Annotated in this window: 26 protein-coding genes and 1 tRNA gene; 14 read left to right on the top strand and 13 right to left on the bottom strand. The window is 41.5% G+C overall.

Annotation, left to right across the window (positions count from 1 at the left end):
• Window positions 1-172 precede the first annotated feature (172 nt).
• A complete protein-coding gene (locus tag ACKPCE_RS06715; protein ID WP_319505932.1) occupies window positions 173-2038 on the bottom strand; it encodes an AAA domain-containing protein in 1866 nt (621 codons plus the stop codon).
• A gap of 123 nt (window positions 2039-2161) precedes the next feature.
• Here ACKPCE_RS06715 and ACKPCE_RS06720 point away from each other — a divergent pair, with 123 nt between their 5' ends.
• From ACKPCE_RS06720 to ACKPCE_RS06730, 3 genes are read left to right on the top strand one after another with little or no spacing between them, the layout of a single operon-like run.
• On the top strand, window positions 2162-4405 hold the full coding sequence (locus tag ACKPCE_RS06720) for an aconitate hydratase (RefSeq protein WP_319504602.1): 2244 nt from the start codon (window positions 2162-2164) through the stop codon (window positions 4403-4405).
• Between the two features lies 1 nt (window position 4406).
• Window positions 4407-5600, top strand: a complete 1194-nt coding sequence (icd, locus tag ACKPCE_RS06725; protein ID WP_319504603.1) for an NADP-dependent isocitrate dehydrogenase — start codon at window positions 4407-4409, stop codon at window positions 5598-5600.
• Between the two features lie 22 nt (window positions 5601-5622).
• Entirely contained in the window at window positions 5623-6966 is a 1344-nt protein-coding gene (locus tag ACKPCE_RS06730; RefSeq protein ID WP_024997469.1) for a citrate/2-methylcitrate synthase, read from the top strand.
• Between the two features lie 60 nt (window positions 6967-7026).
• On the opposite strand, the gene pfkA is transcribed toward ACKPCE_RS06730, so the two are convergent.
• The 3 genes from pfkA to cmk all read right to left on the bottom strand — a co-directional run bounded on the left by pfkA (window position 7027) and on the right by cmk (window position 9730).
• Complete coding sequence (pfkA, locus tag ACKPCE_RS06735) at window positions 7027-8007, bottom strand: 6-phosphofructokinase (protein ID WP_276964734.1); 981 nt, start codon at window positions 8005-8007, stop codon at window positions 7027-7029.
• Window positions 8008-8107: 100 nt separating this feature from the next.
• The gene (locus ACKPCE_RS06740; protein WP_276964736.1) at window positions 8108-9010 is read right to left on the bottom strand and encodes a 4-hydroxy-3-methylbut-2-enyl diphosphate reductase; all 903 of its coding nucleotides are present in this window, start codon (window positions 9008-9010) and stop codon (window positions 8108-8110) included.
• A 30-nt stretch (window positions 9011-9040) separates the two neighbouring features.
• Window positions 9041-9730 carry a (d)CMP kinase gene (gene cmk / locus ACKPCE_RS06745; protein WP_308765344.1) on the bottom strand — a complete coding sequence of 230 codons (690 nt, stop codon included), beginning with the start codon at window positions 9728-9730 and terminating at the stop codon, window positions 9041-9043.
• A 216-nt stretch (window positions 9731-9946) separates the two neighbouring features.
• On the opposite strand from cmk, the gene ACKPCE_RS06750 reads away from it, so the two are divergent.
• The 9 genes from ACKPCE_RS06750 to ACKPCE_RS06790 all read left to right on the top strand — a co-directional run bounded on the left by ACKPCE_RS06750 (window position 9947) and on the right by ACKPCE_RS06790 (window position 15898).
• Window positions 9947-10630, top strand: a complete 684-nt coding sequence (locus tag ACKPCE_RS06750) for an energy transducer TonB (protein WP_319504604.1) — start codon at window positions 9947-9949, stop codon at window positions 10628-10630.
• 82 nt (window positions 10631-10712) lie between these two features.
• Window positions 10713-11687 (top strand): polyprenyl synthetase family protein, encoded by a 975-nt coding sequence (locus ACKPCE_RS06755; protein WP_319505933.1) that lies wholly within the window; start codon window positions 10713-10715, stop codon window positions 11685-11687.
• A gap of 17 nt (window positions 11688-11704) precedes the next feature.
• Window positions 11705-12403, top strand: a complete 699-nt coding sequence (locus ACKPCE_RS06760; protein WP_319504605.1) for a hypothetical protein — start codon at window positions 11705-11707, stop codon at window positions 12401-12403.
• Window positions 12403-13182: a TatD family hydrolase gene (locus tag ACKPCE_RS06765; protein WP_319504606.1), complete on the top strand. Its 780-nt coding sequence runs from the start codon at window positions 12403-12405 to the stop codon at window positions 13180-13182. Before ACKPCE_RS06760 ends, ACKPCE_RS06765 begins: the two co-directional genes overlap by 1 nt.
• 163 nt (window positions 13183-13345) lie before the next feature.
• Window positions 13346-13433, top strand: a tRNA-Ser gene (locus ACKPCE_RS06770).
• Window positions 13434-13509: 76 nt separating this feature from the next.
• Window positions 13510-14340, top strand: coding sequence for a MotA/TolQ/ExbB proton channel family protein (locus ACKPCE_RS06775; RefSeq protein ID WP_024997619.1), 831 nt, complete (start codon window positions 13510-13512; stop codon window positions 14338-14340).
• 12 nt (window positions 14341-14352) lie between these two features.
• Window positions 14353-14823: a hypothetical protein gene (locus ACKPCE_RS06780; protein WP_319504607.1), complete on the top strand. Its 471-nt coding sequence runs from the start codon at window positions 14353-14355 to the stop codon at window positions 14821-14823.
• Window positions 14824-14840: 17 nt separating this feature from the next.
• Complete coding sequence (locus ACKPCE_RS06785) at window positions 14841-15434, top strand: ExbD/TolR family protein (protein ID WP_319504608.1); 594 nt, start codon at window positions 14841-14843, stop codon at window positions 15432-15434.
• Window positions 15434-15898, top strand: a complete 465-nt coding sequence (locus tag ACKPCE_RS06790; RefSeq protein ID WP_024997616.1) for an ExbD/TolR family protein — start codon at window positions 15434-15436, stop codon at window positions 15896-15898. The genes ACKPCE_RS06785 and ACKPCE_RS06790 overlap by 1 nt, the downstream gene beginning before the upstream one ends.
• Window positions 15899-15964: 66 nt before the next feature.
• Here the strand turns inward: ACKPCE_RS06790 and ACKPCE_RS06795 are convergent, their stop codons facing one another.
• Both ACKPCE_RS06795 and ACKPCE_RS06800 read right to left on the bottom strand, forming a co-directional pair.
• On the bottom strand, window positions 15965-16495 hold the full coding sequence (locus tag ACKPCE_RS06795; RefSeq protein WP_319504609.1) for a GNAT family N-acetyltransferase: 531 nt from the start codon (window positions 16493-16495) through the stop codon (window positions 15965-15967).
• 1 nt (window position 16496) lies between these two features.
• On the bottom strand, window positions 16497-17774 hold the full coding sequence (locus ACKPCE_RS06800; protein ID WP_319504610.1) for an IgA Peptidase M64: 1278 nt from the start codon (window positions 17772-17774) through the stop codon (window positions 16497-16499).
• Between the two features lie 207 nt (window positions 17775-17981).
• Between ACKPCE_RS06800 and ACKPCE_RS06805 the strand changes: the two genes are divergently transcribed.
• Entirely contained in the window at window positions 17982-18458 is a 477-nt protein-coding gene (locus ACKPCE_RS06805) for an Lrp/AsnC family transcriptional regulator (RefSeq protein ID WP_027317952.1), read from the top strand.
• Here the strand turns inward: ACKPCE_RS06805 and ACKPCE_RS06810 are convergent.
• From ACKPCE_RS06810 to ACKPCE_RS06835, 6 genes are all read right to left on the bottom strand, one after another.
• On the bottom strand, window positions 18455-18949 hold the full coding sequence (locus tag ACKPCE_RS06810) for a dihydrofolate reductase (RefSeq protein ID WP_319504611.1): 495 nt from the start codon (window positions 18947-18949) through the stop codon (window positions 18455-18457). The two genes, ACKPCE_RS06805 and ACKPCE_RS06810, sit on opposite strands and share 4 nt — an antisense overlap.
• Window positions 18950-18953: 4 nt before the next feature.
• Window positions 18954-19748, bottom strand: a complete 795-nt coding sequence (locus ACKPCE_RS06815; RefSeq protein WP_024997612.1) for a thymidylate synthase — start codon at window positions 19746-19748, stop codon at window positions 18954-18956.
• A 65-nt stretch (window positions 19749-19813) separates the two neighbouring features.
• Window positions 19814-21046: a cardiolipin synthase gene (cls, locus tag ACKPCE_RS06820; RefSeq protein WP_407654956.1), complete on the bottom strand. Its 1233-nt coding sequence runs from the start codon at window positions 21044-21046 to the stop codon at window positions 19814-19816.
• A gap of 84 nt (window positions 21047-21130) precedes the next feature.
• Entirely contained in the window at window positions 21131-21457 is a 327-nt protein-coding gene (locus ACKPCE_RS06825; RefSeq protein ID WP_024997610.1) for a DUF5056 domain-containing protein, read from the bottom strand.
• Window positions 21444-21989: an RNA polymerase sigma factor gene (locus tag ACKPCE_RS06830; protein ID WP_024997609.1), complete on the bottom strand. Its 546-nt coding sequence runs from the start codon at window positions 21987-21989 to the stop codon at window positions 21444-21446. Before ACKPCE_RS06830 ends, ACKPCE_RS06825 begins: the two co-directional genes overlap by 14 nt.
• Complete coding sequence (locus ACKPCE_RS06835; RefSeq protein ID WP_308765339.1) at window positions 21986-22678, bottom strand: DUF6249 domain-containing protein; 693 nt, start codon at window positions 22676-22678, stop codon at window positions 21986-21988. The genes ACKPCE_RS06830 and ACKPCE_RS06835 overlap by 4 nt, the downstream gene beginning before the upstream one ends.
• 115 nt (window positions 22679-22793) lie before the next feature.
• Here ACKPCE_RS06835 and ACKPCE_RS06840 point away from each other — a divergent pair, with 115 nt between their 5' ends.
• Window positions 22794-24218: a methyltransferase RsmF C-terminal domain-like protein gene (locus ACKPCE_RS06840; RefSeq protein WP_319504612.1), complete on the top strand. Its 1425-nt coding sequence runs from the start codon at window positions 22794-22796 to the stop codon at window positions 24216-24218.
• Here the strand turns inward: ACKPCE_RS06840 and ACKPCE_RS06845 are convergent.
• Window positions 24213-25412, bottom strand: a complete 1200-nt coding sequence (locus ACKPCE_RS06845; protein ID WP_319504613.1) for a TolC family protein — start codon at window positions 25410-25412, stop codon at window positions 24213-24215. The genes ACKPCE_RS06840 and ACKPCE_RS06845 overlap by 6 nt on opposite strands.
• Between the last annotated feature and the right edge of the window lie 12 nt (window positions 25413-25424).

A 25424-nucleotide genomic window follows, 5' to 3' on the forward strand; every position in this document is an offset into this window, starting at 1 on the left:
ATCTTTTTCAAATCGGCCGTTATGTTTTTCAAAAAGTTGGTTATGTTTTGCCCAACTCCTCCCAATGGTCGGTACGAACCTGACCATTAGTTAATAATACATAAACTTGCTCTTGACAAGATTAGCACGGAAAGGGGTGCTGGAGTAAAGGTATTTTGATGAAAACGCCCAATCAAAGCAACTTAATGTACTCAAATAACTCCCGGTAGAACTTATGTTTGGTTAGGGTAGAGGCATCGCCTAAAATAACCAACTTCATCCGTGCGCGGGTAATGGCCACGTTCATGCGGCGGAGATCACTCAGAAAACCAATTTGTCCATCGTCATTGGCGCGTACCAAGCTGATGAAAATAACATCGCGTTCTTGTCCCTGAAAGCCGTCAACGGTGTGAACGGTGATGGCCGCTTTGAATGGCCGCAGGAAACGGCTGCGTTTTATTTCATTTCGCAAGTACTGCACCTGTGCTTTGTATGGCGATATGATGCCGAAGTCAATACGCTCGTCGAGCATGCGCTTGGGCCCGATGCGTTTGATGTAGTTCTCCAGTTCGGTGAGCAAAAGGTTCGCCTCGGATTTGTTAATTCGTCCGTAACTGTCGCCCACGAACTCCTCTTGAAAGTCCTGTCCCGACGTGTCCAGCCATACCAGCGGAGTATCATAATCCAGAATACTTCGGTTGTGCACTTGAGGAGCGGCATAAACTTCGCCGCTGTAAAACCAATGCGAAGGAAAGTGCATAATGGCTTGATGCATGCGATACTGCACTTTGAGCAGAGAAACACTTTGAGGTTTACCGGTCACGATCTTTTCCATCAACGTGTTCGACAGTCCGCCGCGGGCCGCATCTATGCATTTAATGGTGGGTGGCAGCTGACAATGGTCGCCCGCCAACACTACCCGTTCGGCTTTTCGGATGGCAATCCAGCAAGCGGCTTCCAAAGCCTGGGCTGCTTCGTCAATAAACAACGTGCTGAATTTGCGTCCGCTCAGCACACGATGATTGGAGCTGACCAGCGTTGAGGCTACGACACGTGCTTGCGAAAACAAATCTTCGTTGATCTGTATCTCAATTTGTGTGGCCCGATCTTTCAGTTCGCTTATGCGTTCATGCCTTTTGCGGCTCGTTTCACGAATAGCCTTGCGGATGCTCCACAATTCACTGTACAACGGATGACTTTCAAAACGACGCTCGTAGGTAAAAGACAACATCTTGTCGTTCACTCGGCTGGGGTTTCCAATGCGCAGCACAGCCACACCACGGTCAACCAGCTTCTCGGCAATCCAGTCTACCGCCGCGTTGCTTTGCGCACAGACCAACACCTGATTCTCCCGATGCAATGTTTCGTATATGGCCTCCACGAGCGTGGTTGTTTTACCAGTGCCCGGAGGCCCGTGCACCACCGCCACATCTTTGGCTCGTAACACCTTGTTGACAGCTTCTTCTTGTGTACTGTTGAGCCAGGGAAAGCGTTGAGGGAAAATTTGTCGCTCGGCAGGCAACTGATTGTCGAGCATGATGTCTCGCAAAGCAGCCAGCCTGTTGCCCTTTGCCCTGATCACATCGGCCAATGCCTCGAACATGGTTCGGTAACTGGTCTCATCAAAATAAAGCTGAACACCCAGTTGATGTGCTCCTTCCAGCTCAATGCGTGCCGAAGCTCCGGGCAGGATCACTACCATTCGTTCGTCATCGGCATAGCTTACCTGGGCGGTAAATGGCAAATATTTTATCTGATTACCGGCATCTTGTGTGAAGAAACAAACCGGCTTACCGTATTCAAAAGCATGTTCAATGTCTTTATCCTCTTTGCGCTCTATTTCTATAACGAACTGATTCAGAGAGTTGTAATAACTTCTTCCCGTAGAAACAGGATACCAGCATTGCCCGCGTTTTATCTTTCTTCCAATGCCCATGGTCTGGGTCAAACGTTGGAATTCTTCTTTTTCGTATTCATATTCCATGCGTAACAACAGTTGTTGTTGCTGCAAAGAGGTTTGTGCGCACAAAGTGCTTGTATTTATCTTGTTCACCTGTATTTTTATTCGAATTCGTTGCAAAGGTACGTCTTTTGTTGAAAGATAATCGCAAAAAACAGCCTATTTCTTAAACATTACTGCTTTTTGGCTCGTTATAATGTAGATTTATAAATATAAGAGACAATGGTATACGACGAGGAAATGTTAGAGAGCTTTTATGGCTCTTATCTGGAGAAAATAAAACGGGCAAAGATGGCTTTGGGGCGCCCGCTCACACTAGCCGAAAAAATTCTGTATGCTCACATTTACGATGAAAACAAGCTGAAATCATTTCAAAGGGGAGAGGACTACGTCGACTTTCGTCCCGATCGTGTGGCGATGCAGGATGCTACTGCTCAGATGGCGTTACTGCAATTTATGAATGCGGGGAAAGAAACCGTGGCGGTGCCGTCTACCGTTCATTGCGATCACCTTATTCAAGCCTATAAAGGGGCAAAGGAAGATATTGCCACGGCTACGGAAACGAACCGTGAGGTGTATGATTTCTTACGTGATGTTTCTTCCCGATTTGGTATCGGGTTCTGGAAACCCGGTGCGGGAATTATTCATCAGGTGGTACTGGAAAACTATGCTTTTCCGGGTGGCATGATGGTAGGAACAGACTCGCACACGCCCAATGCCGGCGGACTGGGCATGGTTGCCATCGGTGTGGGTGGTGCCGATGCAGTTGATGTGATGACCGGCATGGAGTGGGAACTCAAAATGCCGAAGCTCATTGGCGTGAAGCTTACCGGCACACTCAACGGTTGGGCTTCGCCGAAAGATGTCATTTTGAAGTTGGCAGGTATTTTGACCGTAAAGGGGGGTACCAATGCTATTATAGAATATTTTGGTCCCGGCGCGGAAAGTTTGTCGGCAACGGGCAAGGGCACCATTTGTAACATGGGGGCCGAAGTAGGAGCTACTACTTCTTTGTTTCCTTATGATGAACGCATGGCTGTTTACCTCAAAGCAACAGGTCGAACCTGTGTAGCCGAAATGGCAAGCAGCGTGGCGCATGAACTGTGTGCCGATGCTGAAGTTATGGCTGCCCCCGAACAATATTATGACCGGGTGATTGAGATTGATCTTTCAACTCTCGAACCTTACATTAACGGTCCGTTTACGCCCGATGCGGCTACGCCTATCTCTGAATTTGCCGCTAAAGTAAAGGCCAATGATTATCCGCGGAAGATGGAAGTGGGACTGATTGGTTCGTGTACCAACTCTTCGTATCAGGATATAAGTCGTGCCGCCTCCATAGCGAAAGAGGCTGTGGCGTTGAACTTAAAAGTGGCTTCACCGCTGATCGTGAACCCCGGCTCTGAACAAATACGGGCTACTGTGGAGCGCGATGGTATGATTGATACATTCAAACAAGTAGGGGCGGTTATTATGGCCAATGCCTGCGGTCCGTGTATCGGACAGTGGAAACGTCATACCGATGACCCTACACGTAAAAATTCCATCGTAACTTCGTTCAACCGTAACTTTGCCAAACGTGCCGACGGTAATCCCAATACGTTTGCCTTTGTCGCTTCTCCGGAGCTGACTATGGCGCTGACCATTGCAGGCGACTTGGGCTTTAATCCGCTTACTGATACGTTAGTAAATGAAAAAGGTGAAGCAGTGAAACTGACCGAGCCCAAAGGTGATGAACTTCCGTTGCAGGGTTTTGCGTCAGGCGAAAGCGGTTACCTGGCTCCCAAAGGAGGTCATGTGCAGGTGGCTATCAGTCCCGAGTCACAGCGTTTGCAACGATTGGAACCTTTCTCTGCCTGGAACGGTGAGGATGCGCTTTCAATGAAATTACTCATCAAGACTGCGGGTAAGTGTACTACTGATCATATTTCCATGGCTGGTCCGTGGTTACGTTTCAGAGGGCATCTCGAAAACATTTCCGATAACATGCTGATGGGAGCGGTCAATGCCTTCAACGGTGAAACGAACAAGGTCCTCAATCAGCTCACACAGACTTATGAAACCGTTTCGGGCACGGCCAAACAATACAAGCAGGCGGGTATCTCGTCCATCGTAGTAGCCGAGGAAAATTACGGCGAAGGATCCAGTCGGGAACATGCAGCTATGGAACCTCGATTCTTGAATGTGAAAGTGATTTTGGCAAAGAGTTTTGCGCGTATTCATGAAACGAACCTCAAGAAACAAGGCATGTTGGCACTTACTTTCGTGAATAAAGATGATTACGATCGCATTCGTGAGGCGGATGTTATCACGTTATCGGGATTGACAGCGTTTGCTCCCGGCAAAAACTTCATCATCATACTTCTGCATGCAGATGGTACGGTGGAGAGTTTTGAAGTGCAACATACATACAATGAACAGCAGATTGCCTGGTTTAAGGCAGGATCTGCTTTAAATACAAAATAAAATGAGCAAGATTGTTAAGCAAAAAGATGGTAAATTACTGGTTCCCGATACCCCAACCGTACCTTATATTACGGGTGATGGAGTAGGAGCCGAGATAACTCCGGCCATGCAGTTGATAGTTGATGCGGCTGTTGAAAAGGTGTACGGAGGTAAACGTAAGATTGACTGGGTGGAGGTGTTGGCCGGCGAAAAGGCTTTTAACCAAACCGGTTCATGGCTGCCCGACGAAACGATGCTGGCTTTTGAAGAATACCTGGTAGGTATTAAAGGCCCACTCACTACTCCAGTTGGGGGTGGCATCCGCTCTTTGAATGTGGCTTTGCGACAAACGTTGGACTTATATGTCTGTCTTCGTCCGGTTCGCTGGTTCCGAGGGGTCGTTTCTCCGGTGAAAGAGCCCGAGAAGGTCAACATGCACATCTTCCGCGAGAATACGGAAGATATATATGCCGGCATAGAGTGGGAGGCAGGTTCGCCCGAAGCAAATAAATTCTACGAGTTTCTGCACAAGGAGATGGGCGTAACAAAAGTACGCTTCCCGGAAACTTCTTCTTTTGGTGTGAAACCCGTCTCGCGTGAAGGCACTGAGCGTTTGGTGCGTGCGGCATGTAAGTATGCCATTGAGCACCATTTACCTTCGGTAACGTTGGTGCACAAAGGAAATATTATGAAGTACACGGAAGGCGGCTTCAAGAAATGGGGCTACGAGCTGGCGGAAAAAGAATTTGGTGAATACATCAGCACAGGCCAGTTGGTTATGAAAGATTGCATAGCCGATGCTTTTCTGCAAAACACCTTGTTAGTTCCCGAAGAATATTCTGTTATTGCTACTTTAAATCTCAACGGCGATTACATATCCGATCAGTTGGCCGCTATGGTAGGTGGTATTGGCATTGCACCGGGGGCAAACATTAATTATGACTCCGGTCACGCCATTTTTGAAGCGACACACGGCACGGCTCCCAATATTGCGGGAAAAGATGTGGTCAATCCTTGCTCGCTGATTTTATCGGCAGTCATGATGTTGGAGTACTTCGGCTGGCAAGAAGCAGCAGACGTTATCGAAAAGGCATTGGAAGAAAGCTTTGCCGATGGCAGGGCTACCAATGATCTGGCTCGTTTCATGCCCGGAGGAAAGGCGTTGCCTACCTCGGTTTTTGCGAAAGAAATAACGGAAAAAATACAAAAGAAATAATAACCCTAAAACAATGAACCATATGAAAAAGGAGTATATTATATACAAACTTTCTGAAGAGATGAAGAGTTGCACCAAAATTGATAATGAACTCTTCCAAAAATACGATGTGAAGCGTGGCTTGCGCAACGAAGACGGCACCGGAGTGCTGGTGGGTCTTACAAAGATTGGCAACGTAGTGGGCTATGAGCGAATTCCCGGTGGGGGCTTGCAGCCTATTCCCGGTAAATTGTTTTATAGGGGCTATGATGTAGAGGACCTTGTTCACTCTACCATCAAGGAAAAACGTTTTGGATTCGAAGAGGTGGCTTTCTTGTTACTGTCGGGACGTTTGCCCGATAAAGAGGAGTTGGCCGGTTTTCTGGAGCTGTTGAATGATAATATGCCGCTTGAACAGAAAACTAAAATGAATATTCTGGAACTGGAGGGTTCTGATATTATGAATATTCTGGCAAGAAGTGTACTTGAACTTTACACCTTTGACCCAAAGCCCGATGATAACTCCCGCGATAATCTGATGAGGCAGAGCATTGAATTGATTTCTAAATTCCCTACCATCATAGCTTATGCCTATAATATGTTGAGGCATGCTACTTTTGGACGGTCTCTGCACATTCGTCACCCGCAGGAGAATCTTTCCATTGCCGAGAACTTCTTGTTCATGTTGAAGAAAGATTATACGGAACTGGAAGCTCGCACGCTCGATTTATTACTTGTGTTGCAGGCAGAACACGGTGGCGGTAACAACTCTACGTTTACTGTTCGCGTTACTTCGTCAACGGGTACAGATACTTATTCTGCTATCGCAGCGGGTATCGGCTCATTGAAAGGACCGCTCCACGGTGGTGCTAATTTACAGGTTATTGATATGGTTCATCACCTGAAAGAAAAGATCAAGGACTGGACCAATGTTGATGAGATTGATACCTATTTTACTCGTATGCTTAACAAGGAAGCTTACGATAAAACCGGACTGATTTATGGTATCGGTCATGCGGTGTACACCATCTCTGACCCCCGCGCTTTGCTGTTGAAAGAATTGGCTCGCGACTTGGCCAAAGAGAAAGGTCGTGACAAGGAATTTGCTTTCCTTGAATTGCTCGAAGATCGTGCCATTACGATGTTTGCTAAAGTAAAGAATAACGGTAAAACAGTGTCTAGTAACGTGGACTTCTATTCGGGATTTGTATATGAGATGATAGGTTTGCCCCAGGAAATATATACTCCCCTGTTTGCCATGGCTCGTATCGTTGGATGGTGTGCACACAGAAACGAAGAACTAAACTTCGACGGTAAGCGCATTATTCGTCCGGCGTACAAGAATGTACTTGATGTAGCCGAATATGTTCCGCTAAAGAAGCGATAGGCATATACTAAAAAAGGCAACCGGTTAGGTTGCCTTTTTTAGTATATATTCCTGATCAATTTAGATGGAAAGTTCTCTAAGAACATTCACTAACTCTTTCTTAATCGGCTTATCATTCTTGATTGCTTTGGTAAAGGGAACGTAAACAATTTCATCGTTCTCAATTCCAATCATCACGTTTCGCTGGTCTTCCATTAATGCGTCAATAGCAGCAGCACCTAAACGACTGGCCAAAATGCGGTCGTGCGCCGTAGGACTTCCACCTCTTTGTAAGTGACCCAGAATGGTTACTCTTACATCGTATTCGGGATACTCATTCTTTACGCGTTCGGCATAATGCATGGCACCTCCGGTTAGTTCACTCTCGGCTACAATAACGATACTACTGTTTTTTGACTTGCGGAAACCGTTCTTGATGAATTCTTCCAGTTGGTCAACTTCCGTACTGAACTCAGGTATGATGGCTGCCTCGGCACCCGAAGCAATGGCTCCGTTTAATGCAAGGAAACCGGCATCTCTTCCCATTACTTCAACAAAGAACAAACGTTCGTGTGAAGTTGCAGTGTCACGTATCTTATCAACAGCATCCAAAATAGTATTCAACGCAGTATCGTAACCAATGGTGGTATCGGTTCCGTAAAGGTCGTTGTCAATGGTTCCGGGTAACCCGATGCATGGAACATTGTGCTCTTGCGCGAAGATTCTGGCTCCTGTGAGTGAACCGTCTCCTCCAATAATGACAAGCGCGTCAATACCTTCTCGTTGCATCGTTTCGTATGCGGTTTGTCGACCTTCGGGCGTAGTAAACTCTTTGCAACGGGCGGTTTTCAAGATCGTTCCTCCCAGTTGAATGATATTACTTACATTCTGACTTTTGAATTCAGCAATTTCACCAGTGATGAGTCCCTTATAGCCTCTGTAAACACCCTTGACTTGAAGTCCGTTGTAGATAGCAGCTCGTGTTACTGCGCGGATAGCCGCGTTCATGCCCGGAGCATCTCCTCCGGATGTTAAAATACCTATGCATTTAATCGTTCCCATAACAACCTTTTTAAGATATAAATGTGTTGCAAAGATAGCAAAAAGCCAGATTATTTAGGGCGCTTTGCACTCAAAGTAAACTATCTACTAATAAATAACGTTAATTTTCAAGTTCTTTGACCTTTTCTTTGATAAACATGCTAATATCTTCCATCAGCCATTTTGGAGTAGATGTGGCACCGCAAATACCAATGGACCGGATGTCTTTCGTTAGAACCGAAAGGTCAATTTCATCAGCACTTTCAATAAAATAAGTGTTCTCATTCATCTTTTTGCATTCGTTGAATAACACTTTGCCGTTGGAACTTTTCTTACCGCTAACAAAGAAAACAAGATCGTGCGAGGCCGCAAATGTTCTGATATTGGGCATCCTGTTGGCTACCTGCCTGCAGATAGTGTCGTAATACTCAAAAGTAACTTCGGGGGATATGTGCTCTTGTATGTATTCCACTACTCGTTTAAAGCCATCCAGTGACTTCGTGGTTTGCGAGTACAGCCTAATGCTTTTATTGAAATTCAACTCTTTGACTTCGTCAAAATGCTCTATAACAATGGCTTCTCCGGCTGTTTGTCCGACCAATCCCAACACTTCGGCATGTCCGTTTTTACCGTAAATAACAATTTGTATATCTTCATTTGGCGCAGGAGTAGTCACTTCTTGTTTACCGTCATGCTCTTGCTTGATTCTCTTTTGGAGCCTCAAAACTACCGGACAGGTGGCGTCAATGATTTCGATGTTATTTTTTCTGGCTATTTCGTAGGTTTCAGGTGGTTCTCCGTGAGCTCTTAGCAGTACTTTTACGTTTTTAAGTTGGCTGAATTCTTCGTGATTAATGGTAATTAATCCTTTCGTGTTCAGTCGGTTCACTTCGCGTCCGTTGTGAACAATGTCTCCCAAACAATACAGTGTCTCTCCTGTTGAAAGCTCCTCTTCTGCTTTTTTGATGGCATTGACCACTCCGAAGCAGAAGCCGGATCCTGAGTCTATTTCTACTTTAATCATAATACCTGTGCTTTGTGGCAGCTAATCTGTTTATGGATTAACCACCCGGTTAAACTGATTGATAAGCCAGGCTTTTTGTTCTTCTATGGTTAGGGTGCTGTTGTCTAATAAAATGGCATCACTGGCTTGGCGTAGCGGACTTACTTCTCTGTTTTGATCCAAGTAATCGCGCTGCTTCACGTTATGCAATATCTCATCATAACTGGCTTCCTGACCTTTTGATTTGAGCTCGTCAAATCTGCGTTGCGCACGTACTTCAGCCGATGCCGTAACAAATATTTTAAGTTCTGCATCGGGGAAAACAGTGGTCCCAATGTCGCGGCCATCCATGACAATACCTTTTTCTTTACCCATTTTTTGTTGCTGTTCAACCATGGCCGAACGAACAAAATCAAGAGCGCTAACCTGACTTACCATGGAAGAAACAAGCATTGTGCGAATTTTGTTTTCTACGTTCTCAGCGTTCAGGTATGTGTCGGGCTGTCCGGTTTCTGCATTAATCTTAAACGATATGTTTATTCTTTTTAGGTCTTCTTTGAGCGTTTCTGTACGTATCTCACCGTCTTCTATCAGCCCGTTTTCTATGCAATATAGGGTTACGGCACGATACATGGCACCACTGTCGATGTAGATATATCCGATTTCTTTGGCAAGGCTTTTGGCCATTGTACTTTTACCGCAGGAAGAGAAGCCGTCTATGGCAATTGTAATCTTTTTCATTGTTTTTTAATATGATATAACAGATCGGTTTTCGGCGTCAAATATACTTCATTTTATAGATATCAACGCCATGTTTGCATCGAGAACTTCTGATTACCTTAAAAAAACGAAAAATATGGGGCAAGCAGTAAAAAAAGGAATTTAAGGAGTTATTGTATCATTGAAAATGTACTATATTTGCCCCAAAGAAGACACACGTTTATTAATAATTATATTATGGAAGTTAAAAAATCGCCTAAAGCGGACCTGGAGAATAAAAAGTCTACCTGGTTGCTCGTCGGTTACGTGGTAGTTTTAGCCTTTATGTTCGTAGCGTTCGAATGGACCAAACGTGACATAAAGATTGATACCAGCCAGGCTTTGACCGATCTCAATTTTGAAGAGGAAATTATTCCTATCACTCAACAAGAAGAGAAAGTAGCGCCGCCACCACCCGATGCGCCTGCTGTAGCTGAAGTGCTTAGTATTGTTGATGATAAGACAGACATTAAGGAAACTGCGATTGCATCTACTGAAGATACAGGTGCTAAAGTTGAAGTGAAGTATGTACCTGTTAAGGTGGTGGAAGAAGAACCTGAGGAACAAACCATTTTCCAAGTAGTGGAAGTGATGCCGGATTTTCCGGGCGGACAGGCTGCATTGATGCAGTTCCTTGCTAAAAACATCAAGTATCCTACTATTGCTCAGGAAAACGGAACTCAAGGACGTGTAATCGTTCAGTTCGTTGTGAACAAAGACGGTTCTGTTGTTGACCCGGTGGTTGTTCGTAGTGTTGACCCTTACTTGGATAAGGAAGCTTTGCGTGTGATTGGTACCATGCCTAAATGGAAACCCGGTATGCAAAGAGGAAAGGCAGTACGTGTTAAGTACACGGTGCCTGTAATGTTTAGACTGCAATAATTTTTATATTGTTAAAGTGTAAGGGCTGCCAAAAGCAGCCCTTTTACATAAATAACCGTTTTATTAACTTTTCCCGAAAATGATGTATTCGCAATCTCAACTGCTTGATTTATTTAATGAGTATTTGTCGGCCTACTCTTTCGACAGATCGCCGAGAAGTTTATATGATCCTGTAAAATATGTACTTTCTTTGGGTGGAAAACGCATCAGGCCCGTTTTGATGATGATGGCGCATAATATATATAAGGAGGAGGTTGCAAGCATATTGCCCGTGGCGATGGGCATTGAAATGTATCACAATTATACGTTGCTGCACGATGATTTGATGGATAGGGCCGATAAACGACGTGGAAAAGACACTGTGCATCGGGTCTGGAATGATAATGCTGCTATTCTTTCGGGCGATGCCATGTTGGTATTGTCTTATCAACTGGTAGGAAGTTGTGACTCTTCTCAATTGCAAGAGGTTATTACACTTTTTAGTCGCACGGCATTGGAGATTTGTGAAGGCCAACAGTTTGATATGGAGTTTGAAAACCGTAATGATGTCTCTGAAAGGGAATATCTTGATATGATACGGTTGAAAACGGCTGTTTTACTGGCTTGTAGCTTAAAACTGGGGGCTATTCTCGCAGGAGCTTCTATTAAAGATGCTGATTTATTATATGAAGTAGGTATAAATATTGGTTTGGCCTTTCAGCTGAAAGATGACTTGCTTGATGTATATGGTGATCCTAAAGTTTTTGGCAAAAATATAGGCGGAGATATTTTGTGCAACAAAAAGACTTTCTTACTCATCAATTCTTTGGTAAAGAGTAATAATGAGCAAAAAATAATCTTGCAAAAATGGTTGAGTGCTACCGAATATGTTCCTCAAGAGAAGATTGCTGCAGTCAAGTCTGTTTATGATGAGCTGGGGATTAGAATGTATTGTGAGCAGCAAATAGAAATGTATTGTGAACGGGCCGAAAATTGTTTGATGCAATTGAATGTGCCCGACGAACGCAAATTGCAATTAAAAGATATTATTTATAATTTAAGAGAAAGAGAAGTGTGACCTAAATTTATAGTTTCATGCCCTACAGACGTTTACCAAATACCGATCAAGCCAGAATTAGAGCCATGGAAAAGCTTCTGGAAAAAGTTGGAATGATCTCTGTTTCCGAAATGGCGGTGTCTTTGAATACCATATCAAAGATCAGAGGTTTGCTCAACCGTTTCAGACGGTTGAGTGAGTACTATAAAGATTGTTTTGATAATCAGTCTAAAGCTAGTAGAAAGCATCAGGAAAATACGAAACTGGCACGCTTGTACATCTCTCATTTTATTCAGGTACTTAATTTGGCTGCATTGCGTATGGAAATTAAACCTGCACAAAAAAACTATTATGGATTACAGCCCAATGTACATAATGTCCCAGACTTGATCAGCGAAGCTGCGTTAATGGAGTGGGGAGAAAAAATTATTGTAGGCGAAATGAAACGTACATCCGAAGGCGGGATACCTATTTATAATCCCACAATAGCCAAAGTGAAGGTCCGTTATGATATCTTTGTTGAAAGCAACGAGAGGCAAAAGAATTTGCAGCGGCTGACGGCAGAAAGTCTGGAAGATGTGACTTTGATGAGGCCACAGGTCGATGAATTGATTTTGGACGCGTGGAATCAAATTGAAGATTATTATAAAGACATGCCCGATGTCGATAAGAGATTAGATTTATGCCGTGAATACGGTATTGTATATTATTATAGAGCAGGAGAAAAGAAAGATTAATGACTGTCATCGATTCACATTCACATCTGTTTTTGGAGGAATTCTCCTCAGACCTGCCTCAAGTGATTGAAAGAGCCCGTATGGCAGGTGTTTCACATATATTTATGCCCAATATTGACAGTAGTACGGTAACTCCTTTATTAGAGGTCTGTAACCAATACAAAGGTTATTGCTTTCCTATGATCGGATTACATCCTACTAGTGTGAATAGTACGTACAAACATGAGCTAGAAGAGATCAGCTGGCAGCTGAAGGAAAATGAAACGTATGTTGCTGTGGGTGAAGTGGGCATGGATTTGTATTGGGATCAAACTTTTCTTGATGAGCAGATTGAGGCTTTCAAATTTCAAATAGAATTGGCTTTGCAATATAACTTGCCGATTGTTATTCACTGTAGAGATGCTTTTAGTTATATATATAAGGTACTGAAAGAGTACGAAGGCAGTTCACTGAAAGGCATATTTCATAGTTTTATGGGTACACTTGAAGAATTGAATCAGGCTATGGAATTTGCCGGGTTTATGTTTGGGATTAATGGAACCGTAACGTTCAAGAAATCTGTTTTGCCTCAGATATTACCTCTTATTCCGCTCGATAGGCTTGTCTTAGAAACAGATTCTCCCTATCTGGCCCCTGTGCCGCACAGGGGTAAACGCAATGAAAGTGCCTTTATAAAGGATACTTTGGCGAAAGTGGCCGAGGTGTGTAAAGTAAGTCCAGAACACCTTTCCCAACTTACGTCTGAGAATGCATTAAAAGTGTTTGGAATGCTCAAATAACTCCATTCAGATTTTAAAGTTTATTAATTTTGTGGGAAACTTAAATATAAAAAAGCGATAATGCTGGGGAAAAAGAAAAAAAAGAATACATTTGTGCCTGAAATCCTCAAAAGGCATTCGGATGCATCACCAAGCCATCTGTTTTTTTGATGGATGTATCGTTGGAGAGATGCTCGAGTGGTTGAAGAGGCACGCCTGGAAAGCGTGTATACGCCAAAAGTGTATCGCGGGTTCGAATCCCGCTCTCTCCGCTGTTATTAAATGATAGAACGTGAGTAAATATAATAATAATAATTCAATTAATTAATCTTAAAAATTAGACACACAATGAAAAAGTTATTTGCAATTGTTGCTGTGATGGGAGTCCTTACATTTGGCTCAACTCAACTTGCTCAGGCTCAAGATGCACCTGCGGCTGAACAAACTGAACAAGCTGTTGCTACTGATTCTGCTGCTACTCAGGAAGTTGCTGCTCCAGCTGACGAAGCTGCTGCTGCACCTGTTAGTGCTGAAGAAGGTGGTATTCACAAAGAACTTAAAGTTAAGTTCATCGAGGGTTCTGCATTCTTCATGAGTTTCGTAGCTATCGCTTTAGTTATTGGTTTGGCTTTCTGTATTGAAAGAGTTATCTACTTGAGCTTGGCTGAAGTTAACTCAAAGAAACTGATTGCTGCTGTTGAAGCTGCCTTGGAAAAAGGTGATGTTGAAGCTGCTAAAGACGTATGTCGCAACACAAGAGGTCCTATTGCTTCAATTTTCTATCAAGGTTTGATGAGAGTTGATCAAGGTATCGACGTGGTTGAGAAATCAGTAGTTTCTTATGGTGGTGTACAAGCTGGTTACCTTGAAAAAGGTTGTTCTTGGATCACACTGTTCATCGCAATGGCTCCTTCTTTGGGATTCTTGGGAACAGTTATCGGTATGGTTCAGGCATTCGACAAAATCCAACAAGTTGGTGATATTTCTCCTACAGTTGTTGCTGGTGGTATGAAAGTGGCTTTGATTACAACTATCTTCGGTTTGATCGTTGCTTTGATTCTTCAATTATTCTACAACTACATCCTTTCTAAAATTGAAGCCTTGACAAGTGATATGGAAGATTCTTCTATTACATTGCTTGATATGGTAATTAAATACAATTTGAAATACAAAAAATAATTAGTCAGGGATATGAAAATGAAAATTCAGAAAGTTTCAGGTTCGGTACTTTACGTAATACTAGCTATTACGATTATTGTGGCAGGCCTCTTCTTCTTTGGCGGGGAAGATCCCAATCCACTTGTACCGGATATGTCACAGCCAGTATATACGGATTCTCTGATCTATTTGATGTATGTTCTATTAGGTATAACAATTGTTATAACTTTGGCTGCGGCTGTTTACCAGTTTGTGATGAACTTTATTGATTCACCAAAAGCTGCTATTAAATCGTTAGCTAGTATTATAGTTCTTGTAGGTCTTTTAATCGTTGCTTGGGCTGCAGGTAGTGAGCAGGCGTTGGTAATGCCGGGTTATGATGGTGCTGAAAATGTACCCTTCTGGTTGAAACTGACAGATATGTTCTTATATACTATTTACATAATGATGGCTGTTCTGATCCTATTGATTTTAGGATTCGGGATTTCTAAGAAATTTAAATAATTAGGAGATAGCATAAAATGGCAAAAGGAAAAAGAAGTGTACCTGAGATTAACTCAAGTTCTACGGCGGATATTGCTTTCTTGTTGCTTATCTTCTTCCTTATTACAACATCTATGGATACTGACCGTGGTTTGGCCAGACGCTTGCCGCCTCCACCCGAAAAGGATCAGAAACAAGATGATGTGATAGTTAAAGAACGAAATGTTCTTGTTGTTTATCTGAACTTCCAAGACCAACTTATGTGTGGTAAGGATTATATCAGCATTAAGCAATTAAGACAAAGAGCAAAAGATTTCATTGCGAATCCGTACAATGACGAATCATTGCCTGAAAAATACAATAAAGATATTCCTTTCTTTGGTAATGTTCAGGTAACGGAGAAACACGTGATCTCTTTACAAAATGACCGTAATTCAACTTATCAGGCATATATTGATGTTCAAAATGAACTAGTTGCTGCATACAATGAGTTAAGAAATGAACTTGCTCAGGAAAAGTGGCAGAAAAATTATCTTGATTTGGATGAAGAGCAGCAAAAAGCGATTCGTGAAATTTATCCTCAGAAGATTTCTGAGGCTGAACCTAAAAACTACGGAGGAGGAAAGAAGTAATGGGAAAATTTAATAAAACCGGTAAGCGTGGAATGCCTGCGCTGAATACTTCTTCTCTACCTGACCTTATTTTCACCTTGTTGTTCTTCTTTATGATTGTAACAACAATGCGTGAAGTTACATTAAAGGTTGAGTTCAAGGTTCCTACGGGTACTGAATTGGAAAAATTAGAGAAGAAGTCTCTTGTAACTTTCATCTATGTGGGTAAGCCTACCGCTGAATTTCGTAAGAAACTCGGTTCTGAAAGCCGTATCCAGTTAAATGATAGTTATGCTGAAATTAGTCAGATTCAAGACTATATTACGCAAGAGAGATCAAGTATGAAAGAAGAGGACCAACCCTTTATGACCGTATCTTTGAAAATTGACAAAGAAACTAAGATGGGTGTTGTAACTGATATTAAACAGGCTCTTCGTCAAGCTTACGCTCTTAAGATTAACTATTCTGCGCAGCCGCGTCAGTAATCAGTTAGCTAATTATATAAAAAAGAGATAGTCAAACGGCTATCTCTTTTTTTATAGTCTTATCACTTACTTGATGCAGTGGTATGCTTTCTGATGTATTTCTTTCACAATTTGTGGGATCTGTTCACTCGATGAAACACTGTTTGTCATCAGTCTCATGGGAATCCATCTGCCTCCTTTTCTATATGGAGGCTGCTGATAATCATAGTCCAAAAGATGGAAACCATTCCTTTGGTAGAATTTGATTCTTTTCATGGATGTTTCGTCGTTTGGAAGCTCCACTTCTAATATAATCTGTTGTAGCCTCTCTTTCAGTAGACTTAGAATCAGTCCTCCGTAATTTTTCCCTCTTTTATTGGTGTGGACAGCAAGATGTTCCACGTAGTAATAGTTGCTTAGTTGCCAAAATGAAACCAAACCAATGGGTTCTTCGTCATGCAAAATAATGTGATAGTAAAAATCTTTTTCCTTCTCTACATATTTTCTCAGCATAGCTAACTCCCGGTATTCTTCTTCGGGAAAGCTCGCGGTTAATAATTCTTCTGTAAACTGATATTCTTGGGTAGAACAATCTGTGATACGGACAATCTCAATCATTTTATTTTTCAGTGTAAAAAAGGATTAGTTTACGCAATGCGTCTTGGCATGCCGGACAAAATTCTGCGCAATCATTGGTACGCATTCTGCAGTCGTATGCAGGACGATATATCCCTTTGGAAGAATAGCCACCCCCTTCATAAACGCCAATGCGGTACTTGTCTTTTTTATCTACCGGCGTAGGTATCGGAGTGGAGGTAGTCAGTAGACTTTTCCACTTCGTGCTAAAGTTTACTAGAGTGGTAATATTGGGCTCCCAAGGCTCTACGCTTTTAGGATACGTATCATTCATAACATCATCTTCATAGAAATATTCATCTCCTAATCCACCGAAGCTATGGCCGAATTCGTGCACAACAACGGGGCGGAAGAGAGGATGATGTGCTGTTGTAAGTGTAAAGGCATTAAATATTCCTCCACCTCCATATTGTTTGGTATTAGCTAGAATGATGATATGCTCGTAAGGTATGCCTGCCAGCACGTTGTGAATTTGTTTCACTCTGCTGGTAGTCAGGTATCTCTCTGAGTAAAAAGTATCAAAATGTGATGAAAAAACAGTTTTCTTCCATAAACGATCTTTGGGAATGCTTACCCCGCTATCAGCCGAAGGTGATGCAACAGCTACCACGTTGAATTTACTTTTCATTGATTTGAAAGGTTCATGCTCAAAAAGGCTTTGACAGGCAATTTCTGCATCAGCATAGAATTGTTGCATCTCTTTTTCCGTGTAGCCTTCTGCAAGAATAGCAATGTCAATGCATTGGCTATAGTCACCGTTTTGTATGATGTATTTGTATGGGATGTGCGCAGATTCTTTTTGGTGTATCAATATGTCTTTCGGATCAATGATGTGTTTTAGTTTACTAGTTTCTTTTCCGTAGCTATCGAACAATAATGCTTCGACTTCCACACTATCTTTAGGATACGGCAGAACAAAACTGTTTTCAAAGGATTTAGCTATTTGTTTAGCTTCGTCTGTCGTTATCCATTCCTGGAAAAGAGAAGAAAAGGATGTTTTGTAAATTACTTGCTGGGTTTTAATATCTTTCATAATGATTTGCCCGTTCCCTTTCAGAGGCACTTCATTTAGATGTGTTTTTCTACCGGCCCATTGAGGCAAGGCCGATAGTTCATCCAGATAGATTTGTTGAACCGAACTGTTTCCGGCAAATATGTAATCAACTCTGATACTTTTGTTGACGAAATAATCTTCGAATTTCTGTGCGTAGGCATTATCAATGCACAAAATAGCTACAAGGATACTTAATAGTAATTTCATAATATAACAATTTGAATATTGCAAAGGTATGCATTATTCTTGTTAATACATAGACAGTGTTTTTGTTTTCTGTTTCTTTTGATTTATCTTTATTTTGCAAATAAAAGTAATAAATTGAATGATTATTTGTGAAATAAATGATTAACTTTGCATATTCATTGCGAAAAAATGCAATGTGTAATTTTATACTTATATAATTTGATTTAAATGGGACATCATCAATTGGATTCATTAGACGAACAAATTCTGAAACTTATAGCTGGCAATGCCCGGATTCCTTTTTTAGAGGTTGCCAGAGCTTGTAACGTTTCCGGTGCTGCCATACATCAACGAATTCAGAAACTTACAAACTTAGGAATACTAAAAGGTTCTGAATATGTTCTTGATCCGGAAAAGATAGGTTATGAAACTTGTGCCTATATTGGTTTATATTTGAAGGATCCTGAATCTTTTGATTCTGTAGCGAAAGCATTGGAGCATATTCCTGAAGTGGTTGAATGTCATTTTACTACCGGCCAATATGATATGTTTATTAAAATATATGCCAAGAATAACCATCATTTATTGAGCATTATTCATGATAAATTACAACCATTGGGCTTGGCTAGAACTGAAACGCTGATTTCTTTCCATGAAGCAATTAAAAGGCAGATGCCCATCATGGTAGATATTGATGAGGATTAATTTCGTCTTACGTAATTGACAAACGAATAAGAGCAGGGATGTTTATCATCAGCAGGATGATCGTCTCTGCTTTCCTCTTTCCAATAATCAGGTTTTATAGTGGGGAAATAGGCATCTGCATCTTCTGCCTCTGCATGTATTTCTGTCATACACAAGCGATCGGCCCAATCAATAGCTTGTTTATAAATGCTCTCACCGCCAATTATAAATACTTTCTCATCCTGACAGCTCCCTATGGCCTCTTCCAAATTTGAAAATATTTCAGCATTTGCGTAGCTTAAATCCCGATTGGAAGAAATTACGATATTTCTCCTGTTTGGAAGCGCTCCGTTGGGAAGTGACTCAAACGTTTTTCTTCCCATAACGAGTGTATTGCCTGTTGTTAGCGTCTTAAAACGTTTCAAATCGTTGGGCAACCAATAAAGGAGCTTATTTTGGAAACCAATGGCATTCCTTTTGTCAATAGCAGCTATTATAATAATTTCATTCATCAGGTTATATAGATACTTCTCCCTTAATATGTGGGTGCGGGTTATAGTTTTCCAGACTAAAATCTTCGAATTCGAATTTAAAGATATCATTCACATCCGGGTTTATTTTCATTTGGGGGAGTGGACGCGGATCACGTGATAGTTGTAGTTTAACTTGGTCCAGATGATTGAGATAAATATGTGCATCACCTAATGTGTGCACAAAATCTCCTGCCTGTAAACCTGTGACTTGCGCTACCATCTGTAAAAGCAAGGCGTAAGAAGCAATATTAAAAGGTACACCTAGAAAAATGTCGGCACTTCGTTGATACAGTTGCATGCTCAAACGATTATTGGCTACATAGAACTGAAAAAGGATGTGGCAGGGCGGCAGATTCATATGGGGAATATCTGCAACATTCCATGCGCTTACAATGATTCTGCGTGAATCGGGATTGGTTTTCAAGGTATGAATAGCTTCGCTGATTTGGTCAATAAACCCTCCTTCGTAATTGGGCCACGAACGCCATTGGTATCCATAAATATGTCCCAAATCACCGTTTGCATCTGCCCACTCGTTCCAAATACGAACATTGTTTTCCTGAAGATACTTGATGTTGGTATCTCCTTTGAGAAACCATAAAAGCTCATAGATAATTGATTTCAAGTGAAGCTTTTTGGTTGTAAGGCATGGGAAACCTTCTTCGAGGTTAAACCGCATCTGGTGTCCGAATACGCTAATCGTTCCGGTTCCAGTTCGGTCTTCCTTTCTGATTCCTTCTTTTAGTACTCTGTCGAGAAGTTCCAAATATTGTTTCATGTTTCAGTGAATATTGCTTATGTATGCAAATGTACGCAGAATGTTTCTTTTTTGCTATACGAATTTTAAATAAATGGAGTGAGCAAGTTAGCAAACCATCCGAGAATTTTTTTCCAGTTTGAGCGTTCTTTCCATCTTTGAGGAGTAAGTAAGATGCTTCCCTTTTTATCTTTTTCAAATAAATCGCTTAACTCCTTGGTGGTTTGTTTGCTGAAAATGAAAGCATTGGTTTCGTAATCATAGCGTAAACTCCGACTATTGAGGTTAGCCGAACCTACTGTACAATATAAACTATCCACCATCATAATTTTGGAATGATGGAAACCTTTATTAAATAAGTATATGTTAGCTCCTCGTTTCATTAGTTTATGAGCGAGGTAGAATGTAGCTTCCGGAGTGAAAGGTATGTCCGATTTGGATGAAATCATGATTTCTACTTTTACACCTCTGGCAAGTGCATCTTTCAGGGCTTCACGAATAGAATGTGTAGGAACAAAGTAAGGATTTACAATCTGTATGCAGTGTTGGGCCGACCGTATGGATGCTGCATAAGTCTTCCGCATTTCTTTGGAACGGATGCGCGGTGCGCGGTCAACAATAGCGATGCTTTTATCAAATATGGCTGTGTCTCCAGAAAATTGGGGATAATAAGCAGCTCCTTCAACCTGCTGTTTAGTTGTTTCATTCCACATTTCCAGAAAAATATCTTGTAAGTATTTCACGGCTTTTCCTTGTATACGGATGTGCATATCTCGCCAACTGCCTATCTTGGGTAGTCCCTTTATGTAGTAATCGGCCACATTCATTCCACCTGTGTATGCAATAGTTCCGTCAATGATGGCTATCTTTCGATGGTCTCTGTGAAAAGCATGGTTTAGGTAAGGAAATCTGAACGGATCAAATTTAGTAATCTCTATCCCATAGCTACTTATGGAATCCAAGTGTTTTTGCTTTAACGGTTTATCATTAGACCAGTTGCCGAATGCATCAAAAATCAAACGTATTTCAACGCCTTCTTTGGCTTTGACTTTTAAAAGCTCAAAAAGAGCATTGGCTATAGAGTCGTTGCGAAAATTAAAGTACTCTAGGTGAATGTGATGCTTAGCTTTTTTTATTTCAGAAAAGAGACAGAGAAATTTTTCTTCTCCACTCTTTAAAAGTTTCACTTCGTTGGTATCAGTTATTGGTATTTGTATTTTCTGTAGAAAGTGAACCAGAATCGAATCGCTTCTTTGGTTATTCAGTATCGAATCGGTCGTATAAATAGAATCATTTCTCTCTTGTGCATAACCTTGCATGCACAAGAGAGAAATAAATAAAAAAAGCAATAGTTTTATATTTCTTTTTGTATACGTCAAAACAATAAGATATATATCATTCAATCAGGCAATGGAACATGCTTTGCGTATACCTATTACCACGAGTACAATTAATGCAATGAGAAGTGATTTGGGATCTACATTCTCGGCTCCATTTTGTACAAGAGAAACAAATACATTTCTCAAAATACCCGCAATAATTTGAAAACCGTCAAGTATCACAAATAAAGTAATTGCTAAAAGGAAAGAAATCAATGTCCACAGTTTAGCCAAGCGTTGGGCTCTTCCCGGTAAATGTGACATTACCCTTTCGCTGAATCCGTTATCTTCAACCTCATTCTTATTGTCATTGAAGAATTGTTTTAGCATTTTATCATCAATTTCTGTCATAACCGTTTTTGTTTAAGTAATTAGCTAACTTTTCTTTTCCCCTTGATAAGTGTGACTTTACAGTACCAACAGGGCATCCGGTAATTCCTGCTATCTTCTCTATGCTTACATCTTCCATGTAAAATAGTGTTATGCAAGTCCGTTCTATTTCCTTGAGAGTTTTAAGCGACTGATAAACGTCCATCTTCTGGCCCAGATTATCTTGCTCTACGCTGCTAATAGCATCTACCTCCCTGGCATCTAAATCGTTAGTCTCTTTCCGGCTGCGAATATAGTCATAAAAAATATTATATGCAATTCTGTACAGCCAAGTTGAGAAACTCGATAAATTTTTGAAAGATGCAATGTTTGTGTATGCCTTTATAAATGTGTCTTGTGCCAAGTCATCGCTTAATTCGCTATCACCACACGTCAGATTTAAAAAGAAGCGCCTGATGGGCGACTGATACTTTTTAACCAACTCGTCGAAGGCCTTGGTGTTTTTAAACACCACGACCTGCGCTACTAATGATATGTCGTTAAGCTGACTCATTCTTCAACTGACTGCTTGGCTTCTTTTTCTTCCGCTTTCTCTTCACATTGTCTGGGAGCTGTCGGTCTGTTAGCCGTGCTTCCCTTAAATGACGATTCTTGTGTGTAGTGAATAACCAGCTGTCCCAACCCGGTAAACATAATTAGTAAACCTATACACCCTAGTCCGAATTCGTCGGTTAGTGCCCACAAGAAGATAAAAAGTCCCAGTCCTAAAAAGGTATTCTTAATTCCCTTTACCCGAATGTCGCTATCCAAATTCTGCTTGAACATGCTTTCCGGGATAGGCTGTCCGGCGGCTAAAGCCTGTTCTACAAGTCTGTATTGCGCTTTCTTGTTTTTATACCTGAAGTAAAAAGCTATAAAGACAATAAACATTGGAAGACCTATGCCCATTACAATAGCAATGATGGGTATTAATAAAGCTGCTTCCCAGCCTTTTCCATTTGTTTGAAAAGGAAAATCATCATCAAAAGACATTGTTGCATTGTTTGAAGAGGTATCGGGAGTGTCCGTATACTCAGCTGCGGAAGTTGCATCCGAGTTTTCTTCATCAGCAGAATTGTCATTTTGAGTAACTGTGACTTTGGTTTTTTCTACGCTGTCTTTTGCTGCGATTGTTTTGTTCTGAGCCAGAGTCAGCGAACACAAGGCCATACTGGCCATTAATACAAAAATGATTCGTTTCATATGCTTCTTATTTTTTAATTTAAATTTCTTCTTTGTGTTTTAGACGGATTATGTGCGACTGAAAGTTGCAAAGAGACGAAATATTTTTGATATTTGCATTCTTTAAAAGAACAAAATGAACTTACCTGCCGACTTTATAGCATATACGCGCCATTTATTGGGCGAAGAGGAGTATGATAAACTTTACACAGCCTTGCAACAGGAAACTCCTGTTAGTATTCGGTTCAATCCCCTAAAATCAATGGCAGGGTATAGGAATGATCCTCGTCTGGAGAGTGTTCCATGGTGTTCTACCGGTTATTACTTGGATGAACGTTTTACCTTTACCTTTGACCCGTTGTTTCATGCCGGTTGCTACTATGTGCAGGAAGCTTCTTCCATGTTTTTGGAGCAAGCTCTGAAACAATATGTAAATGTTCCGTCTGTGATGCTGGATCTGTGTGCAGCACCCGGAGGAAAATCAACGCATTGCTTGGGAGTTTTACCCGAAGGTAGTTTGCTTGTTGCCAATGAAGTGATTCGTTCACGCTCAAATATATTAGCTGAGAATATCATAAAGTGGGGCAACCCGTGTGTTGTGGTAACTAATAATGATCCGGCTGATTTCACTTGTTTGGAGCATTTCTTTGATGTGATTCTCACTGATGTACCTTGTTCGGGTGAAGGTATGTTCCGTAAAGATGCAACGGCAGTAACTGAATGGAGCCAAGAAAACGTGGATGTGTGCTGGAAAAGACAACGACGGATACTTGCTGATATCTGGTCTTCACTTAAGCCGGGTGGACTACTTATTTACAGTACCTGCACTTATAATACACACGAAGATGAAGAAAATCTGTTGTGGATGCAACATGAATTGGGTGCGGAGGTATTGCCTGTTGATACCCATGAAGAATGGGGTATTAAAGGATGTCTTATCGATGCGAGATTACCAGTTTACCGTTTTATGCCCCATATAACCAAAGGAGAAGGATTCTTTTTAGCTGTTTTACGTAAACCATACGGAAAAGAAGAAAACCAGCGGACTCTCTCTGCTGGTGGACCCAAGTCCGGTAAAAGCAAAAACAAAGGAGGAGTTGCACCTTTGAAGGAGTTTTTTGAAAAGGCCAAAACATGGGTTGATAAGAATGAGGAATACCAATTGTTGTCTCTTAATCCCTCAACGATATATGCTTTTCCAATGCAGTACCAAAATGAGTTACAGCTCATCCAGAAATATCTGCATGTTATTTTTGCAGGTGTTGTTATCGGAGAAGTGAAAGGCAAGGACCTGATTCCCGATCACTCTCTAGCTATGAGCTCCGTTCTTCGTTCCGACATTTTTCCTCGGGTAGAAGTCGCTTATGAACAGGCCATTGCCTACCTGAGGAAAGAGGCTGTCACATTAGATGTAACAGCCCCTCGCGGATATGTATTGCTCACTTACAAACAATTGCCATTAGGATTTGTGAAAAATATCGGGAACAGAGCTAATAATTTGTATCCCCAAGAATGGAGGATAAGAAGCGGTTATTTACCCGAGGTAGTACGCACCCTATAATTTGTTTTTAAACAAGCTGGCTACTGTTTTATGATATTTGTTCTCTAGCTGGAGATAGTTTAGTTGACTTTGGTAGATAATTGCTGCTTCGGAGAAATATTCTATCAATGATATCTGACCACTTTTTAATGCTTCCTTTAGAATAAGTAAGTCGGAGTGTTCCTTGAATAGCGAAGCATATTCATCCATGAGTAGTTTTGTTTTTTGTGCTTCGCGAAAGTTCTGCAATGCGTTGTAGGAAGTTTCGCTTTTAACCTGCTCTTTACTCAACTCAGTGCTGAGCAATTGCTGCCGGGCCATTTTTACTTTGCCTTTGTTTTCAAACAATGGAACGCTGAATCCTACTACGAACCCGTTAAACGGGGCACCCGATTCTGTATTTCTGCGGTATCCTATTTCCAGTTTAGGTAACCAGCTTTCTTGGGCTACTTTCAGCAAGTTGTGCCCAACCCGGCTTTCCTGTTCTAAAGCTGCCAGTGCCAATTCTCCGTTCAGTACATCATCTTTTATTTCGGCATAATCAGTAGGCAAAACAATCGCTGGGTAAGTCAGCTGCTCTGTCTGAAAGGGAGTGTTTCCGTTTAATATAATCAGTTCCTCTTCTTTCTTCTTAAGATTCGTTTCGTTTATACTTGCTTCAGTTTTAGCATTGAGTAATTCCAGTTTAACTTTATTAAGTTCAATGACATTGGCATCGCCACTTTCAATCCGCTGTTGATACAAAATAGCTAGTTCAGAAGCATTTTGATGGCGTTCCTTTAATAGAAGTTGTTCCTCGCGGAGCAGAATAATGTCAAAGCAGATTTCCTGTGCCTTGAGCAGAATCTCTCTTCTTTTTAATTGATATTCGTGATCGGCCATTACATTTTTCTGCCTGTTAAGTTGCCGCCGGGTATGGTACAATGTAGGAAAGTCCATACTTTGCGACACAATCAATTCACCAATTGTTTCACTACTGTTATCAGCTCCCCACAGATGTGAATAGCTCACCGTAGGATCTGGCAGGTTATTACTCAGTTTGTTTTCCGTTTTCTGGGCCTGCATGCGTTGAGAAAAGGCCTTCAGTTCAGTATTGTGAGTTTCCACGCTACGAAGTAATTCGTTTATGGAACCCGTCTCACGAGTTATTTGTCCGCTGGCTGAAATATTACCGAAACAAATAACGAGGTAGAGGACTATTTTTATTTTTCTCATCTTTAATACGTA

This window comes from Bacteroides graminisolvens (assembly GCF_963666085.1).
Classification (GTDB): domain Bacteria; phylum Bacteroidota; class Bacteroidia; order Bacteroidales; family Bacteroidaceae; genus Bacteroides; species Bacteroides graminisolvens.

What these genes read in the sequence shown, in the direction of transcription:
- ACKPCE_RS06780 (WP_319504607.1), top strand. Translation starts at nt 14,353, where the DNA reads ATGAAAATGAAAATTCAGAAAGTTTCAGGTTCGGTACTTTACGTAATA.
- ACKPCE_RS06835 (WP_308765339.1), bottom strand. Translation starts at nt 22,678, where the DNA reads ATGAAACGAATCATTTTTGTATTAATGGCCAGTATGGCCTTGTGTTCG.
- ACKPCE_RS06805 (WP_027317952.1), top strand. Translation starts at nt 17,982, where the DNA reads ATGGGACATCATCAATTGGATTCATTAGACGAACAAATTCTGAAACTT.
- ACKPCE_RS06825 (WP_024997610.1), bottom strand. Translation starts at nt 21,457, where the DNA reads ATGACAGAAATTGATGATAAAATGCTAAAACAATTCTTCAATGACAAT.
- ACKPCE_RS06845 (WP_319504613.1), bottom strand. Translation starts at nt 25,412, where the DNA reads ATGAGAAAAATAAAAATAGTCCTCTACCTCGTTATTTGTTTCGGTAAT.
- ACKPCE_RS06815 (WP_024997612.1), bottom strand. Translation starts at nt 19,748, where the DNA reads ATGAAACAATATTTGGAACTTCTCGACAGAGTACTAAAAGAAGGAATC.
- cls (WP_407654956.1), bottom strand. Translation starts at nt 21,046, where the DNA reads ATGCAAGGTTATGCACAAGAGAGAAATGATTCTATTTATACGACCGAT.
- ACKPCE_RS06800 (WP_319504610.1), bottom strand. Translation starts at nt 17,774, where the DNA reads ATGAAATTACTATTAAGTATCCTTGTAGCTATTTTGTGCATTGATAAT.
- ACKPCE_RS06810 (WP_319504611.1), bottom strand. Translation starts at nt 18,949, where the DNA reads ATGAATGAAATTATTATAATAGCTGCTATTGACAAAAGGAATGCCATT.
- icd (WP_319504603.1), top strand. Translation starts at nt 4,407, where the DNA reads ATGAGCAAGATTGTTAAGCAAAAAGATGGTAAATTACTGGTTCCCGAT.
- ACKPCE_RS06730 (WP_024997469.1), top strand. Translation starts at nt 5,623, where the DNA reads ATGAAAAAGGAGTATATTATATACAAACTTTCTGAAGAGATGAAGAGT.
- ACKPCE_RS06765 (WP_319504606.1), top strand. Translation starts at nt 12,403, where the DNA reads ATGACTGTCATCGATTCACATTCACATCTGTTTTTGGAGGAATTCTCC.
- ACKPCE_RS06790 (WP_024997616.1), top strand. Translation starts at nt 15,434, where the DNA reads ATGGGAAAATTTAATAAAACCGGTAAGCGTGGAATGCCTGCGCTGAAT.
- ACKPCE_RS06775 (WP_024997619.1), top strand. Translation starts at nt 13,510, where the DNA reads ATGAAAAAGTTATTTGCAATTGTTGCTGTGATGGGAGTCCTTACATTT.
- ACKPCE_RS06755 (WP_319505933.1), top strand. Translation starts at nt 10,713, where the DNA reads ATGTATTCGCAATCTCAACTGCTTGATTTATTTAATGAGTATTTGTCG.
- ACKPCE_RS06830 (WP_024997609.1), bottom strand. Translation starts at nt 21,989, where the DNA reads ATGAGTCAGCTTAACGACATATCATTAGTAGCGCAGGTCGTGGTGTTT.
- ACKPCE_RS06785 (WP_319504608.1), top strand. Translation starts at nt 14,841, where the DNA reads ATGGCAAAAGGAAAAAGAAGTGTACCTGAGATTAACTCAAGTTCTACG.
- ACKPCE_RS06795 (WP_319504609.1), bottom strand. Translation starts at nt 16,495, where the DNA reads ATGATTGAGATTGTCCGTATCACAGATTGTTCTACCCAAGAATATCAG.
- ACKPCE_RS06720 (WP_319504602.1), top strand. Translation starts at nt 2,162, where the DNA reads ATGGTATACGACGAGGAAATGTTAGAGAGCTTTTATGGCTCTTATCTG.
- ACKPCE_RS06760 (WP_319504605.1), top strand. Translation starts at nt 11,705, where the DNA reads ATGCCCTACAGACGTTTACCAAATACCGATCAAGCCAGAATTAGAGCC.
- ACKPCE_RS06750 (WP_319504604.1), top strand. Translation starts at nt 9,947, where the DNA reads ATGGAAGTTAAAAAATCGCCTAAAGCGGACCTGGAGAATAAAAAGTCT.
- pfkA (WP_276964734.1), bottom strand. Translation starts at nt 8,007, where the DNA reads ATGGGAACGATTAAATGCATAGGTATTTTAACATCCGGAGGAGATGCT.
- ACKPCE_RS06740 (WP_276964736.1), bottom strand. Translation starts at nt 9,010, where the DNA reads ATGATTAAAGTAGAAATAGACTCAGGATCCGGCTTCTGCTTCGGAGTG.
- cmk (WP_308765344.1), bottom strand. Translation starts at nt 9,730, where the DNA reads ATGAAAAAGATTACAATTGCCATAGACGGCTTCTCTTCCTGCGGTAAA.
- ACKPCE_RS06840 (WP_319504612.1), top strand. Translation starts at nt 22,794, where the DNA reads ATGAACTTACCTGCCGACTTTATAGCATATACGCGCCATTTATTGGGC.